14 protein-coding genes are annotated in these 14,684 nt (G+C 67.7%); 1 reads left to right on the plus strand and 13 read right to left on the minus strand.

Annotated elements, in window-relative coordinates; genetic code table 11:
- Positions 1 to 7: 7 nt before the first annotated feature.
- The 10 genes from VGT00_11130 to VGT00_11175 all read right to left on the minus strand — a co-directional run bounded on the left by VGT00_11130 (position 8) and on the right by VGT00_11175 (position 9,604).
- Positions 8 to 664, minus strand: coding sequence for a prepilin-type N-terminal cleavage/methylation domain-containing protein (locus tag VGT00_11130; protein ID HEV8531960.1), 657 nt, complete (start codon positions 662 to 664; stop codon positions 8 to 10).
- Entirely contained in the window at positions 661 to 1,140 is a 480-nt protein-coding gene (locus VGT00_11135) for a prepilin-type N-terminal cleavage/methylation domain-containing protein (GenBank protein ID HEV8531961.1), read from the minus strand. Before VGT00_11135 ends, VGT00_11130 begins: the two co-directional genes overlap by 4 nt.
- Before the next feature lie 248 nt (positions 1,141 to 1,388).
- Positions 1,389 to 3,017: an ABC transporter substrate-binding protein gene (locus VGT00_11140; GenBank protein ID HEV8531962.1), complete on the minus strand. Its 1,629-nt coding sequence runs from the start codon at positions 3,015 to 3,017 to the stop codon at positions 1,389 to 1,391.
- Between the two features lie 445 nt (positions 3,018 to 3,462).
- Positions 3,463 to 4,086, minus strand: coding sequence for a histidine phosphatase family protein (locus tag VGT00_11145; GenBank protein ID HEV8531963.1), 624 nt, complete (start codon positions 4,084 to 4,086; stop codon positions 3,463 to 3,465).
- Complete coding sequence (locus VGT00_11150) at positions 4,083 to 4,862, minus strand: hypothetical protein (protein HEV8531964.1); 780 nt, start codon at positions 4,860 to 4,862, stop codon at positions 4,083 to 4,085. The genes VGT00_11145 and VGT00_11150 overlap by 4 nt, the downstream gene beginning before the upstream one ends.
- A gap of 14 nt (positions 4,863 to 4,876) precedes the next feature.
- Positions 4,877 to 5,629, minus strand: coding sequence for an adenosylcobinamide-GDP ribazoletransferase (locus VGT00_11155; protein HEV8531965.1), 753 nt, complete (start codon positions 5,627 to 5,629; stop codon positions 4,877 to 4,879).
- Positions 5,630 to 5,642: 13 nt separating this feature from the next.
- Entirely contained in the window at positions 5,643 to 7,166 is a 1,524-nt protein-coding gene (locus tag VGT00_11160) for an acyl-CoA carboxylase subunit beta (protein ID HEV8531966.1), read from the minus strand.
- Positions 7,167 to 7,184: 18 nt separating this feature from the next.
- Complete coding sequence (locus VGT00_11165; protein HEV8531967.1) at positions 7,185 to 8,405, minus strand: sigma-70 family RNA polymerase sigma factor; 1,221 nt, start codon at positions 8,403 to 8,405, stop codon at positions 7,185 to 7,187.
- Between the two features lie 62 nt (positions 8,406 to 8,467).
- Positions 8,468 to 8,944: a type II 3-dehydroquinate dehydratase gene (aroQ, locus tag VGT00_11170; protein HEV8531968.1), complete on the minus strand. Its 477-nt coding sequence runs from the start codon at positions 8,942 to 8,944 to the stop codon at positions 8,468 to 8,470.
- 21 nt (positions 8,945 to 8,965) lie between these two features.
- Positions 8,966 to 9,604, minus strand: coding sequence for a lysophospholipid acyltransferase family protein (locus tag VGT00_11175; protein HEV8531969.1), 639 nt, complete (start codon positions 9,602 to 9,604; stop codon positions 8,966 to 8,968).
- A 35-nt stretch (positions 9,605 to 9,639) separates the two neighbouring features.
- Between VGT00_11175 and VGT00_11180 the strand changes: the two genes are divergently transcribed.
- Positions 9,640 to 10,377 carry a glycerophosphodiester phosphodiesterase family protein gene (locus tag VGT00_11180; protein ID HEV8531970.1) on the plus strand — a complete coding sequence of 246 codons (738 nt, stop codon included), beginning with the start codon at positions 9,640 to 9,642 and terminating at the stop codon, positions 10,375 to 10,377.
- Between the two features lie 4 nt (positions 10,378 to 10,381).
- Here VGT00_11180 and VGT00_11185 read toward each other — a convergent pair whose 3' ends face one another.
- The 3 genes from VGT00_11185 to acs all read right to left on the minus strand — a co-directional run bounded on the left by VGT00_11185 (position 10,382) and on the right by acs (position 14,680).
- The gene (locus VGT00_11185; protein ID HEV8531971.1) at positions 10,382 to 10,789 is read right to left on the minus strand and encodes a TraR/DksA family transcriptional regulator; all 408 of its coding nucleotides are present in this window, start codon (positions 10,787 to 10,789) and stop codon (positions 10,382 to 10,384) included.
- A 320-nt stretch (positions 10,790 to 11,109) separates the two neighbouring features.
- Complete coding sequence (locus VGT00_11190) at positions 11,110 to 12,495, minus strand: MFS transporter (protein ID HEV8531972.1); 1,386 nt, start codon at positions 12,493 to 12,495, stop codon at positions 11,110 to 11,112.
- Between the two features lie 232 nt (positions 12,496 to 12,727).
- The gene (gene acs / locus VGT00_11195) at positions 12,728 to 14,680 is read right to left on the minus strand and encodes an acetate--CoA ligase (protein ID HEV8531973.1); all 1,953 of its coding nucleotides are present in this window, start codon (positions 14,678 to 14,680) and stop codon (positions 12,728 to 12,730) included.
- Positions 14,681 to 14,684 lie beyond the last annotated feature (4 nt).

Below are 14,684 nucleotides of genomic sequence, written 5' to 3' on the forward strand. Positions count from 1 at the left end.
AGAGTCCTCACGCAGTCGGTCGGTTGCGCAGGCGCACGCGGTTGACCATGGTCACCTGCGGCTGGCCGGCGCTCTGTTGGGTCGTGATGGTAATCGTCACCGTACGGATATTCGCGGCGGCGATGGCCACGTTGTTGTCCTGATCGAGATAGGTGAAAGCGAGATTGATAATGCCCGCCGCCACCACCACCGCGGCACCGTCTACCCCGATCTCCTGGCGGGTGAGCTGCCCGGTCCCCGGGGTATACGTGTAGACGATCTGCTCGCCGCGAAGGGCGCCCGTGATGGGATCCGTCACCGCGACCGCGGTGATCGCGGCGCTCCCATCCCAGTCGTTCTGGATGGTCAGCGACGTCGCCGTCTGCGCCGTGATGGCATTGAAGACATAGTTGAACGGCGGGCACGGGACCGCGGGAGCGCCGGGGCAGGTCGGCCCGCTCGGCAGGTAGCCGGCCTGCCGGATCTCCTCGATCATTCGCTCCAGGCTCATTCGCGCATTCTGCTGGGCGTCCTGCTTGGCCGCCGTGGTCGCGGCGCTCTGCTGCCCGACGAGGAGGAGGCTGAGGACGCCGGCCATGACGGTTCCCATCAGGGCGCAGACAACCAGCAGCTCGGTCATGGTGAACCCGCGGTCATCTCTGAGCATCCGCCGCAGAGGGTTCATGTGTGGTTGGACACCAGGGTGGAGATCCGGACGCTGCGCTCGGCCGCGTTCAGCACGCCCCAGGACACGATAGGTCGGTAGAAGACCTCGACGTCGACGCGCTTGCGCGCGATGGCCCCGCCCACGACAAAGTCGGTGATGGTCACCGTGCTGCGGTAGCCGGGGGCACTGGGGATGCTGCTGTAGGCCTGAGCCGGGAAGCACACGCCCGTGACATTCGCGAAGCCCATGCACGCCGTCAGCGAGTTGCCGAGCGCGGCGGCCTTGACCTGCTCCATTCGCTGCTCCGCGAGGAAGGTCGCCGTGGTCTGTTGCCGGCCGGCCTCGACGCCCTCTATGGCCATGTCAAATCCGGCGCCGACCGCGAGGAGGCCTATCCCGATGATGACCACGGCGGCCAGGAGCTCGGCCACGGTGAAGCCGGCCTGGTTGCCGAGGGCTTGTCGTATCCTGGTTCCGTAGCTTTGGGTGTCCATGTCGCCGCATGAAGACTGAGCAAGCGAAGTGCCACGGCGGCCGCCCAGAGCGACTCTCGGCTATCTATCGGAACTTCTTAGAGGAAACCGGATATCTGACCTCGCGAAATGGGCGCGAAAACCACCCAGATAGTGGGCGGGTGGACCGTCCGTGACACTTGGCCGCCCAGGACTGTCAACTGGGCGGAGGGGGCCATCCTGACCGCGGGCGGTGGGGAGGGCCGGCGGAGCCCGTCCGGGGACGCCGATTACCGGTCGAGCCAGACCACTTCGAGCTGCGCGCCCCGGTCGAAAGAATTCTTGCAGCCGTAGTTCTTGACCCACGGCGCCCAGGACGACACGTTCTTCGGGTAGGGCGTGTAGACGTAGTAGACCTGGGCCGCGGCATGCCGCTGGATGTCGTCGATGATCTTTTTCCGGGACGAGCGGGCCGTGTAGCGCCGCTGCGCATCGAGGAGGCCGTCGAGCTGGGTGTCCGACACGTGGCTCCGGTTGTTGGGCTGACCGGTGCGGAAGAAATTGAAGAGGTAGCCGTCCACTTCGGTGAAGAGCGACGACGGCCCCCAGGAGACCTCGTCGAACTTTCCGAGGAACGACCCGCGGATGTAGTTGCCGTACTCTTCGTTGACGATGGAGAGCTCCACCCCGATGTGCTTCAGGCTCGAGGCCAGAAGCCCGAGCTCCTCGACATAGTCCGTCCCATAGCCGGGCCAGTTGGTGCACTTGACCCTCATGCCATGGGGAAATCCCGCGTCCGCCAGCATCTTCTTCGCCAGCCCCGGGTTGTGGTGGAGCCACTTCACCCCCTCGCCCAGCTCGCCCGCGGGCAGCTTCCACTCGCGCATGGGCGCCGGCACCGGCCCCGGATCTTCCCAGCCCTGCCCCTCGAGGTGCTGGGCCACCCACTTCTTTCGATCGATGGCGAGGGAGAAAGCCTGCCGCACGCGCGGGTCGCTCCACGGCGCCTTGTCGGTGCGGAAGGCGAGGGTCCGGTTGGCGAGCCAGTCCCAGAACGCCACGGGGTAGGTCGGATTGGATCTCCGGAACGACCCGATGTCCGCGCGGGGGACGCGCCCGTCGTAGAACGGAATGTCCACCTGCCCCGCGCGGAAGAGCGAGAGCTGGGTCGCGCGGTCCTTGACGAACAGCCACTCCACGCGGTCGAGATAGGGCCGTCCCTTGCCGTAGTACCTCGGATTGCGCGCGAAGACGGCCTTGAGCCCGGGCTCGTAGCGCTCGAGGACGAAGGGACCGCACCCGATCAACGACTCGGCGGCCCTGAAGTCGCCCATCTTGTCCTCGACCTCGGGGGGCAGGATGCAGCTCCACGGCTCGGCCTGATTGTGGAGGAAAGGAGCGAAGGCTTCCGTCAGGGTCACGCGAACCGTGTGCGAGTCAGGCGTCTCGATTCCTTCGACCCGGCCGAGCAGATGGCCGTAGGGCGACTTCCGGAGCGCCCGCTCCATCGAGTACTTGACGTCGGAGGCGACGAGCTCGCGCCCGTGGACGGGAGACCTCGCCTCCCAGCGGACGCCTTTGCGCAGGGAGATCGTGTAGACACGCCCGTCCTTGGAGACGGCGGCCTTGGTGGCCAGATCGGGCACCAGGGTAAAGTCCGATGGGCCGTAGGGGGCGCCGTTGACGAACTTGAACAGCGTCCGGCGCACGAACGAGGACACGAGCTGCGTCTGGTAGGCGACGGTGATCTGGGGATCGAAGCTCGGAGGCTCGACGCCGATATGCTTGAGGATCCCGCCGCGCCGGGGCCGCCTCTGGGCAGCCGCTTCTCCGGGCCGCAGGGTGACGGCGGCCGCGGCTCCTCCGACGAACCGGAGGAAATCACGTCGCCCGACGAGCGCGGCGGCAGCCTGATCCATGACATCCTCTCGGAAGGGTCGTGAACGGTCGCGAACCGCGGCAGTATAGCAGGTCCCCGCACGACCAAGCAGCGCGGCGAACTCCTGCGCCAGCAGTCCGCCTTGTCGTGACAACACGAAAACTTCGACTCGCGCATTCCCGGGCGGGTGACGCCGGCAGGGATGCCCTCGGGAGCGAATCCGACGAGCCGTAGCGCGCCCCGAAGCGCAGGGCGCCTCCGCCGCGCGAGCCGTCCTGCGCAGCAGGGCGGCGAGCGCAACCCCCGTCTCGGGGGATGGGGGGCAGGCGGAGGCGCCCGAGCGAGGTGGCGCGCGAGGCGAGGAGGTTGAGCGAGCGAGGGCATCCCTGCCGGCGTCGCCCGCCCGCCGCCACGAGCAGGCACCCGACCGGCGCCGATTCGGTGGAAACAGGATGAGCCACTAGCCTCCCGCGAATGGGTGTTTGTCAGCCGCTGGCCAGAGGCTCGCGATGGTTGAGGAGCCGCAGCAGCCAGCGGTCGCCGGCCGCCTCCAGAACGGAGAGCGCGGCGTAGTCCTGTCCCAGCATGAGAATGCGCTCGAGGGGGAGGCCGAGGGCTCGGCAGAGGACGATGCGGTTGGGACCGCCGTGCGCGACCACCAGCACGCTTTCCCCGGCATGCCGCGCGGCGATGGCCTCGAAGGCGGGCCACGCGCGGGCCTCCACCTCGGCCAGGCTCTCGCCCTCCGGAAACTGAAAGCGCCCGATATCGGCCATCCACGCCTCGAAGGCCACCGGCTCGCGCGTCCGGATCTCCTCGGCCGTGAGGCCTTCCCAGCGTCCCATCGAGAACTCGCGCAGGGCGCGCAGAGGCTCCACCCCGATCCCGTGGGGCGCGCACACGATCTCCGCCGTGCGGCGGGTTCGCACGAGGTCACTGGAGTACGCGGCGGCCAGGGAGGTGCCGGCGAGGCGGCGGGCGAGCGCGGCAGATTCGGCTTCGCCGCGCGGAGACAGCGGCACGTCGAGGTGTCCGATGAAGCGGCGGCTCTCCGCGCCGACCACGCTGCCGTGGCGGGCGAGGTAGACGGTCGTGCGCCCCGGCCTCATATCCGACGGCCGGAGGGCTTGGCTTCGGAGGCCGCGACCAGCCGGAACGATCCCGCCTGGAGCAGCAGGGCCGCCGCCATGGCCGCCCCGAAGGCGGCGGCGAGACCGACGTGCACGACGAGCAGGCCCAGGACAAAAAAGAAAGCCGCGAAGGAAAAAAGACCGAAGAGCAGGCCTCTCAGAACCTGCACGGCCGGTCCCGGCCCCTGCAGCTCGTGCGCGAAGACGGTCAGGATGGCCGCGTAGACGGGAAAGGTCGCGAGCAGCCCGCTCAGTCCGGGACCCAGAATCGGCGCGAATCCTGTGAGCAGCAGCACGATGGCCGTGGTGATCACCATGCGGGCCGGGATATCCCAGGCGGGAAGCGGCGTGGCGTGACGAGCATCCTCGCCCCTCGGCATCAGACGGATCACCACCCCCAGCGCGAAGATGGTGACGGGAAAGAGCACGATGAGGCTCACGTGCGCGCCCTGGAACGCCGTCCCCACGACCGCGAAGACACCGATGCCGACGAGAAGGGCCAGCGGCCAGGGCACCCGAAACGCGAGCCGGCCGTAGCCGAGACAGAAGCCGGCCTGGGCAATGGTCCCCGCCATCGAGCCGACGGCGGCGGCCGCCGCGAAGGCCGCGCCGTGATCGATCACGAGGAAGAATGCCACGGGCCCCGAGGTGAGGGGCAGCCCGACGATCCAGCCGCTCACCCCCTGGCCCCATCGGCGACCGGCCAAGCTCGCCGCCCCGATGAGCGCGGGCGTCATCACGAGCTTGAGGGTCAAGCTCTCTCCGGGCGTCATGGGATCACGCGGAGGTGCATGAGGGCCGCGGCGGCGACGAGGGTGGCCAGCTCAGCGATCTCGACCGAGGACCCGAGGGCGTCGCCGGTGAGACCACCCAGGCGAGAGGCCAGAAAGACCGCCCAGATCAGGACCGCGCAGAGCGAGAGGCTGAGCAGGAGAGCACTCCAGGGACCAAGGAAGCACCCCGCGAGCGCCCAGAGCCAGACGAGATGCGCGGGCGCGGCCCATCGCGACAGTCCCGCCTGGAAGGAGGCGCCCATTCCCTGCCCCGGGGTGGCCGCCGGAAAAAGCGGGGCGATGAGGAGCGGCCCGAGCCGGCCAATGACGGGCGCGATCAAGAGCACGCCCGTACGCCCCGGCCATGACAGGGCGACCAGGGCCGCCGCGGAGATCAGGAGATGCAGGACAAGCCCGACGGCGCCGAAGACCCCGAGCCGGCTGTCCCGCATGATGGCCACGCGCTGGTCCGTGTCTGTCCCCGCGAGGCCATCGAGAGCATCGGCGAGCCCGTCGAGATGGATGCCGCCCGTGAGGATCTTCCAGAGGGCGAGGAGCAGAAGTCCCCCCAGGAGCGGCGGGAAGGCATAGGAGAATGCCCGGTCGGCGCCGACGAGGAGGGCGCCCAGAGCCAGCCCGATGGGGGGAAACCACCAGGCCGCGCGCCCGAAGGCCTCGTCTCCCGTGGCCTCGCGCCCTGGCACCGGCACGATGGTCAAGAACCTGATCGCGAGTATCAGGTACGCCACGCGCCGATCCGCGTCAGACGGGAAGTACCGGGTTCCTGCGCGCCGGAAACTCGAGCTGCTTGGAGGCCGCGTACTCGAGCCGCTTCATCAGCTCCCCCCGCAGCTCCGAGCCCGCGATGATGCCGTCCACCAGCATCTCGGAAGCGAGCTTGTAGATGTCCACGTCCCGCACGTATTCGTCGCGCTTCCCCTGGACGTAGGCCGCGCGCTCGCTCTCGGGCAGCTCCATGATCTTGTTGTAGTAGACGGCGTTGACGGCGGGCTCCGGGCCCATGATGGCCACTTGCCCTTGCGGCAGCGACAGGGCCGCGTCCGGCTCGAAGGCCGGGCCGCACATGGCATACAGTCCGGCGCCATAGCACTTCCGCACGACCACGGAGATCTTGGGAACGGTGGCCTGCGAGGTGGCGAAGACCATCTTGGCCCCGTGACGGATGATGCCGGCGCGCTCGACCTTGGTACCGACCATGAAGCCCGAGACGTCGGCGAGGTAGACGAGGGGGATATTGTACGCGTTGCAGAGCCAGATGAACCGCGCTCCCTTGTCCGCGGAGTCGACCATGAGCACCCCGCCCTTGACTTTCGGCTGATTGGCCACGATGCCGACGGCGCGCCCGCCGATGCGTGCGAAGCCCGTGATGATCTCCCGGGCGAAGAGGCGCTTGATCTCGAAGAACGAGTCCGCGTCCACCACCCGCTCGATGAGCTCGTACATGTCGAACCACTTGCGCTGGTCGTACGGGACGATCTCCTCGATGGAACGGCCGGGGGCGGCCGCGCGCGTCTCCACGGCCCCCGGGCGCTCCCGATAGGACTGCGGCATGAAGGCGAGATAGCGCTTGGCGACCTCGATGGCCTCCTCGTCGGAACCCGCGAGGACGTCGCCGCATCCCGATACGGAGCAGTGCATGCGGGCCCCCCCCAGTTCCTCCAGCGTGGTCTTCTCGCCGATGGCCATCTCGACCATGCGGGGAGAGCCGACGTAGAGGCTGGCCTTGCCGTCCACCATGATGACGCAATCCGTGAGGGCGGGCAGGTACGCGGAGCCGGCCGGCGAGGGACCGAACAGGATGCACACCTGCGGGACCACTCCGGAGAGCTGGACCTCGTTGTAGAAGATGCGACCGGCGTGGTAGCGTCCGGGAAAGATCTTGATCTGCTCGGAGATGCGCCCGCCCGCCGCGTCCACGAGGTAGAGGAGGGGGAGCTGAAGACGCTGTGCGCGTTCCTGGATGCGCACGATCTTCTGGACGGTCTTCTCGCCCCAGGAGCCGGCCTTGACCGTGTAGTCATTGGCCATGATGCAGACCGGCCGGCCCTCCACGGTGCCCACGCCCGTGACGACGCCGTCCGCCGGCGTCTCGGCCTCCTGACTGCGCGCGAAGAGAAAGTCCTCCTGGAACTCGGCGCCGGGGTCGAGGAGAAGCTTCAGGCGGTCGCGGACGAAGAGCTTGCCTTCGTCCTTGAGCTTGTCTCGGTGCTTGAGGTGGCCCTGCTCGATGCGGGCACGCTCCCGGAAATAGCGCTCCTCACTCACCGCCGGGCTCCTTCTCGCTCACTTCGCCGCGGGCACGGCGGGGACGGGATCGGCCCAGATGATGAAGATGAGCGCGTTGGGACCCTGACGATCTCTCACAACCATCCACGGAGTTCCCGGCCCGGCAACCACGTTCATCGTCACCTCGGACTTTTCTCCCTTGAGCAGACGCACCTGCATGCGCACCGACTTGCCCTGGAGGTCCCTCGGCGTGACTTCCAGCCAGCGATCGCCCGGGGCGGGGAGGCGCTTGGACGCGCCAAACTCGACGTCGACCTTGTGATGGTCGAGCGGCGTGTAGTCCCTGTATGCGAAGGCCTTGCGCAGCCGCGGCACGATCTGCTTGAGCCGCTCGTCCATCTGCGCCTCCGCCGGCGCCGGCGCGCCCGCGGGCGCGAGGCTCTGCTTTCCGGCGGGGGTGCCGGGCGGCGCGTTCGGCGGCGGTGGATTCGACGCCTGAAGGACCCTCACCTCGAAGTGCACGGTGCCCTTGGCGGTTGCTGGTGCGGGGGCGGGGGCGGTTGCGGGTGGTGGCGCCGCGGGCGGCGCCTGCGCCGCGGTTGGAGCGACGAGGCCCGCCGCGCCGAGCAAGGCGGCCAGGCAAAGGACAACGGCAAGCATGGGCCCCAGCACGGTGCGCAGGCGCTTGCGCGCGTTGTGAAGCCTCGACATCACGGTGCCGATCGGGCAGTTGAGCACGGACGCGATCTCGCGGTATGACAGTCCCTCGACGTCACTGAGCATGATAATGGCTCGCGCGTTGGGCGGCAAGGAGTCGAGCGCCTGACTGATGCGCTGGCGGCGCTGGGCTCCTTCCGTCACCTCGTCGGGTCCCACGCCGGGATCGGCCGCCGTGCGCTCCCATTCCTCCTCCGGCACCGGCTGATTGCCGAAGGCGCGCGCCTGCGCGCCGCGCGCTCGGAGCCGATCGGTGGCCACGTTCATGGCGATGCGAAAGAGCCAGGTGTAGAAGGCGGACTGACCGCGAAAGGATCCCAGCGACTGGAAAGCCCGCACGAAGGCGTCCTGAGCGCAATCCCATGCCTCCTCGCGATCGCGGAGCACCTGGTAGGCCAGGCGCCACACGCGCTGCCGGTATTTCTCCACCAAGGGCTCGAAGGCCTCGACGTCACCGGCCCGGCATCGCTCGAGGAGCGCACGCTCATCGATATCGGTCGGGCGAGAAGGTGGCCCGGCGTCCGGAGGCGTCGGAGGAACGGTAGGAGGCGTCACGGCCACGCCGGGCAGCCACCGCGCGTCCCGGTCTCGAGCCGGTTAGACGCGGGGACGCCGACCCTCATTCACCGTGCGCGGCGGGCCGGCCGCCCCGTCGCCGCCTCGAGGGCCGCGTCCAGCCCGAGCAGGTAACTCACCGGGCCAAAGCCCGAGATCTGCCCCTGGGCGGCCGCGGCAATGACGGAGTGGCGGCGGAACTCTTCCCGGGCGTGGATATTGGAGAGGTGGACCTCGACGACGGGCACGGGCACCGCGGACACGGCATCGCGCAAGGCCATCGAGTAGTGGGTGAGCGCGCCCGGATTCATCACGATGGCACCGAAACCCTCGCGGCCCGCGGTTTGGATCCAGTCGATGAGCTGCCCCTCGTGATTCGACTGGCGGCAGACGGCCTCGACGCCGCGCGCGCCTGCGTGTCGCTGGATACGCTGGTCGAGCTCGCGAAGCGTCGTGCGCCCGTAGACGGCAGGCTCACGCGTGCCCAGGAGATTGAGGTTCGGCCCGTGAAGCACGAGGATGCGCCGGGCAGCGGGACGTGCCATGGCGCGAGAAGTATACACTGATCACTGCGGGTCGACCGCGGACTGGCTCGGTCCGGGCGGCAGGGGCGCGGCGATCGCCGCTCGCACGCTCCGCAACAGCGCCTGGGCGGCGGCACGCGCGTCGGGGGACGTGGGAGGCTCGACCACAGGATGATAGATGATGGTGAGCCGTCCCGGGCGTGGCAAGACGCGTCCCGGGGGCCAGGCCTCGTGGCCGCCAAGGATGGTCACGGGCAGCACGGGGACTTTGAGGGCGCAGGCGAGCCGGAAGGCTCCGGGTTGGAAGCGCTGGAGAGATCCGTCGAGGCTCCGGCCCGCCTCCGGAAAGATCATCACCGCGGCTCCCGATCCGAGGATGCGGACGGCCTCTCGCGTCGATCGGGTGTCGGTGGTCTTGAGCTGTACCGGGAAGGCGCGAAGGCGGCGGATGAGCCACGCGAGCCCGGGAATCTCGAACAGCGCGTCCCAAGCCATGAAGTGGACAGGGAAGCGGATCGGGATGCACACGAGCACGGGATCGGCAAAGGTCAGATGGTTGGGCGCGATGACCAGGGGGCCGCCCGGCGGGATATGCTCGACGCCCTCGAAGCGCACGCGCCAGTAGAATCGCGCCAGGAGCCACAGGAAGGGACGAAAAACGTCCAGCACCGGCGTGCGCACGCGCCGAGTGTGCCATGGAGGTCATGAGGGAGACAATGGAGAGCCGCCGGCCCGCCCCTCTCGTGGTCGCCCGCGGTGGCGCCGCGGATGCAGCCCCCGCCCATACCATCGCGGCCCTGGAGGCGGCGCTCGACGTCGGGGCCGACGCGCTCTGGCTGGGGATCCAGCTCTCGAAGGACGGCCACCCCGTGGTGTTCGGCCACCCCCTGCTCGACCGGGTCACCGACGGCCGCGGTCGAGTCAGCACGCTGACCGTCCGCGAGCTCAAGCGTCTGGACGCCGGGGGCTGGAAGGCTCCACGCTTCCGCGGCCAGCGGATCCAGACGCTCCCGGAGGTGCTCGAGCGCTTCCGAGACCGGACGCGCTTCTGGCTCGAGCTCACGAACATCGCGGAGGCTTCCCCGACCATCGAGGAGAAGGTGATCTCGACGCTCGAGATCTACGACGCCGTCGCCGCGTCGGTGGTGGCCGCCGCGGGGCGCGCGAGCCTCACCCGCATCCGGGCATGGAGCGCCGAGGCCAGGCTGGCCGCCGTGTGGACGAGAGGCACCCTCGAAGAGACCATCCGCGAGGCGGGCGTGGCCCAGGCGCTGTGCGCGGAGGGTCGGCTGATCACGGAGGACGCGTTCGCCCGCATCCGCGCGGCGGGCCTCGAATGTCATGTGCAGATAGACGATGAGCCGGCCCTCGCGGACCGGCTCATCGTCTATGGCGTCGACGGAATCATCACCAGCCGGCCCCAGCCGTTACTGGCGCGGCTGGGCCGGCGGTAAGCGGTTACTCTTCCTCGGGCTCCTCGCCGTCCAGTCCAGCGCCCACCGCCTGGAGATGCCGGGACATGCGCTCGATGCGGTCCTGGCAGCGCACACAGGTACGAACCTCGGGCATGGCCCGAAGCCGTGCCGGCGCGATGGGCTCGTCGCACTCTTCACACGTGCCGTAGTCGCCGCCACGAAGGCGCTCGAGAGCCTCGGCGAGGCGGTTGGCACGCGCGACCAGGAGACTGCGGGTGGCGAAGTTCATCTCGCGGTCTTCATTGACCTGGATGACGTCGACTTCATCGGCCAGCTGCGTGTCACCCACCCGGCTCATCACGTCCACGGACAGGACCGGGCCGCCCATGTGGCGGAGCCGCTCCACCGTCCGGCTCAGTTCCGACTCCAGCCTCTTCTTGACCTCGTTCATGTCGGTTCTCCCTCCTGAGCGGTGACCGTATAGCCTTCCCCGCTCGGCTTGCCGAGGCATTGCTGCAAGCCGCATGCCTTGCCTGGCATCGAGAGAGACGCGCGAAAAGGCCAAATATTCGGGTACAGAGGGGCCGATGAAGCTTGCTTTCGGGCAAAGTGCCAGGATTCGATGGGAAAAAGGGTCACCTCGACCGCCAAAATTTGGAGCGTGACTCAGGATGAGGCATCCAAGATGGGAAAAGGTGGGGCCCGGACAGACTGAGCCCCGGGAGCCAATGGGTCGGGCTCCCGGGGCTCGGTGCGGCTACGTGGATCGGATCAGGAAGCCGCCCGCCCAGCCCTATGCGATGACTGGTGCAGGGTCGCAGACCCCTCCGCCCAGATGCTGTTCTTCCGCGTCTCGGGCATCAGGAACAGGGCGAGCAGGAACATGACGGCGGGAAGCGCGATGGGATAGACCAGGGCCCAGAGCAGCGGGTTGCTGGAGCCCGATTGCACCGCGCCCGCGTACGCCGCGGTCGTGATGATGGGCACGAGACCGCCGCCCCAGCCGTTGCCGATGTGATAGGGCACCGACACCGAGGTGTAGCGGATGCGCCCGGGGAAGAACTCGGCCAGGAACGCCCCGATCGGGCCGTAGGTCATGCCGACGTAGTTGACCAGGATCACCACGATGAGGATGGACATCGGGTAGTTGATGCCTGTCTTGGGATCGGCGTAAGTGCCGAGGGCGGTGTAGAGCGGGTAGTACGTGATGGAGGCCAGAGCCATACCGCCGAGGATGATCGGCTTCCGCCCGACCTTGTCGGAGAGCCAGCCCCAGAAGATGAGGGTCGGGGTGGCGATCAGCAGCGCGATGGCGATGATGTAGCTCGATGACAGCACGTCGACGTTCTTGACCTTCTGGAGGAAGAAGAGCGCCCAGAACTGGCCGCTGTACCACACGCACCCCTGCCCCAGCACGACGATGCTGGCGACGATGATGTACTTGATGTTCCTGCTCATGAAGGCCTCGCGCCAGGGATTCGTCGTGGTCTGTCCCTTCGCCTTGATGTCCTGGAAGACCGGAGTCTCGGCGAGCGTGAGCCGGATATAGATCGCGATCGCGACGAGGAGGAGGGAGATGAGGAACGGTACCCGCCACCCCCACTCGGCGAAGGCCTCGGCACCCACGTAGCGCTGGGTGCCGAGGATCACGGCCAGCGATAGGACGATGCCGAGGGTGGGTGAAGTCTGGAGCCAGCCCGTGTAGTACCCGCGATGCTTGTCCTCGATGTGCTCGGCCACGTAGGTGATGGCGCCGCCGTACTCGCCACCGAGGCAGAGACCCTGGATCAGCCGGAGGGCGAAGAGGATGAAGGCCGCCGCGAGGCCGATCTGGGCATAGGTGGGGACCATGCCGATGACCGCGGTCGAAACTCCCATGCCCGTCAGCGTGACGATGAACGTGTACTTGCGGCCCACCTTGTCGCCGAGCCAGCCGAACACGAAGGCGCCCAGCGGCCGGATCAGGAAGCCGACCGAGAAGATGGCCACCGTGCTGAGGAAGGCCGCCACCGGGTGGCTCTTGTCGAAGAACTTGACCGCGAGGATCGAGGCCAAGCTTCCGAAGATATAGAAGTCGTACCACTCGATGATGTTCCCCACTGATGCGGCGACCACGACACGACGCAGCTCTTTGCCCGTAATGTTAAGTACCGCCATTGGCCTCCCCTATCTTCAGTGCTCTCTCCTTGGCTTCAATAGAACCCTCGGGGCCCCGCTAGCCGAGAGGACTCTCCCTTCAAATCGAAGTCACGGGACCGACGGAACGATCTAAGCATCCTCGGTGCCAGGAGGGCATGCGGGCTAACTGCCGGAAAAAAAAGAACCAGCATCGCTCATCGCGGCGCCGGGTTTGGCAAACTTGCCGCGCGATCTTGGTACGGAAACCCCGCTACTCCTCCTCCCCGTATTGATCCTTGAGGCGCGCGACCACCGCCGGATCGGCGAGGGTGGTCGTGTCGCCCAGCGCCTTGCCCTCCGCGATGTCCCTCAAGAGCCGCCGCATGATCTTGCCGCTGCGGGTCTTGGGCAGGTCGGCGGCGAAGATGAGATCGTCGGGGCGCGCGAGGGCGCCGATTTTCTTGGTCACGTGCCCCTTGAGCTCCTCCATGAGCTCCTTCGAGCCCGTGGTGCCGTCCTTGATGGTGACGAAGGCGGCGATGGCCTGGCCCTTGATCTCATGCGGCCGGCCGATGACGGCGGCCTCGGCAACCAGCGGGTGGTCCACCAGCGCGGACTCGACCTCCATCGTGGAGACTCGGTGACCGGAAATGTTCATGACGTCGTCCACTCGGCCGAGCAGCCAGAAGTAGCCGTCCTCGTCGAGCTTCGCACCATCGCCCGTGAAGTAGATACCGGGGTAACGGCTCCAGTATTGCGCCTGGTAGCGCTGCGGGTCGCGGTATATGCCGCGGAGCATGCCGGGCCATGGCTTTTTCAGCACGAGATAGCCGGCCTTGGCGGGGTCGCCCTTGTCGTTGAGCACCTCCGCGAAGATGCCGGGAAAGGGCTTGGTGGCCGAGCCGGGCTTGAGGGTCGTCACCCCGGGCAGCGGGGTGATCAGGATGTGACCAGTTTCCGTCTGCCACCACGTGTCCACGACCGGACAACGGCCGCCGCCGATCACCTTCCAGTACCACACCCAGGCCTCGGGATTGATGGGCTCCCCCACGCTGCCGAGCAGCCGGAGGCTCGAGAGGTCGCAACGATTCGGGTACTCGTCGCCCCACCGCATGAAGGTACGGATCGCCGTGGGGGCGGTGTAGCAGATGGTGATGCCGTGCTTCTCGATGATCCGCCAGAAGCGGTCCTTGTCCGGGGTATCCGGCGTTCCCTCGTACATGACGGTGGTGGTGCCGTTGGCGAGCGGCCCGTACACCACGTAGGAATGGCCGGTCACCCAGCCGATGTCGGCGGTGCACCAGAAGACGTCGGTGTCATGCAGGTCGAAGACCCACTTGGTCGTGGCATAGACGCCGGTCAGGTAGCCGCCCGTGGTGTGCTGGATGCCCTTGGGCTTGCCCGTGGAGCCCGATGTGTAGAGCAGATACAGCATGTCCTCGGCGTCCATCTTCTCGGGAGGGCAGTACGCGTCGGCTCCCTTGACGAAGTCCTCCCACCAGATGTCGCGGCCGGCCTGTATGTTGATGGCCTGGCCGGTGCGCTTGAGGACCACCACGGTCCTGACGTCGGGGCACTCCTTGAGCGCCTCGTCCACGTTCTTCTTGAGGGGGACATGGCCCCCGCGGCGCCAGCCTCCGTCCGCCGTGAGCAGCACCGTCGACTGCGCATCGTGGATCCGCTCGCGAATGGCGTCCGGCGCGAAGCCTCCGAAGATGACGCTGTGGGGCGCGCCGATGCGCGTGCAGGCCAGCATGGCGATGGCGGTCTCGGGCACCATGGGCATGTAGATCGTCACCCGGTCGCCTCGCTTGACCCCCGAGCGCTTCAACGCGGAGGCGAAGCGATTGACCTCCCGGTAGAGGTCCCAATAGGTCAGCGTTCGCGTATCACCCGGCTCCCCTTCCCAGATCAGGGCCGCCTTGCTGCGACGGGCCGTATGGATATGGCGGTCCAGGCAGTTGTAGGAGACGTTGAGCTTGCCGCCCACGAACCACCTGGCGTAGGGGGCCTTCCATTCGAGCACCTTTCGCCACGGCTTGAACCAGTCGAGCTCGCGGGCAAAGCGCTCCCAGAACTTCGTGGGGTTCTTCGCCGCCTCGGCATAGACGGCGGCGCGATTGACGTTGGCGCGCTTGGCGAACTCCCTGGGCGGAGGGAACTTGCGCTTCTCCTTGAGGAGAGCCTCGATGGGCGCACTGCCGGTCACGCTCTTCGTCGCCATAGAC

Source organism: Candidatus Methylomirabilota bacterium (assembly GCA_036002485.1).
In the GTDB taxonomy this organism is placed as follows: domain Bacteria; phylum Methylomirabilota; class Methylomirabilia; order Rokubacteriales; family CSP1-6; genus AR37.

What these genes read in the sequence shown, in the direction of transcription:
- VGT00_11185 (HEV8531971.1), bottom strand. Translation starts at nt 10,789, where the DNA reads ATGAACGAGGTCAAGAAGAGGCTGGAGTCGGAACTGAGCCGGACGGTG.
- VGT00_11135 (HEV8531961.1), bottom strand. Translation starts at nt 1,140, where the DNA reads ATGGACACCCAAAGCTACGGAACCAGGATACGACAAGCCCTCGGCAAC.
- VGT00_11190 (HEV8531972.1), bottom strand. Translation starts at nt 12,495, where the DNA reads ATGGCGGTACTTAACATTACGGGCAAAGAGCTGCGTCGTGTCGTGGTC.
- aroQ (HEV8531968.1), bottom strand. Translation starts at nt 8,944, where the DNA reads ATGGCACGTCCCGCTGCCCGGCGCATCCTCGTGCTTCACGGGCCGAAC.
- VGT00_11130 (HEV8531960.1), bottom strand. Translation starts at nt 664, where the DNA reads ATGAACCCTCTGCGGCGGATGCTCAGAGATGACCGCGGGTTCACCATG.
- acs (HEV8531973.1), bottom strand. Translation starts at nt 14,680, where the DNA reads ATGGCGACGAAGAGCGTGACCGGCAGTGCGCCCATCGAGGCTCTCCTC.
- VGT00_11145 (HEV8531963.1), bottom strand. Translation starts at nt 4,086, where the DNA reads ATGAGGCCGGGGCGCACGACCGTCTACCTCGCCCGCCACGGCAGCGTG.
- VGT00_11180 (HEV8531970.1), top strand. Translation starts at nt 9,640, where the DNA reads ATGGAGAGCCGCCGGCCCGCCCCTCTCGTGGTCGCCCGCGGTGGCGCC.
- VGT00_11140 (HEV8531962.1), bottom strand. Translation starts at nt 3,017, where the DNA reads ATGGATCAGGCTGCCGCCGCGCTCGTCGGGCGACGTGATTTCCTCCGG.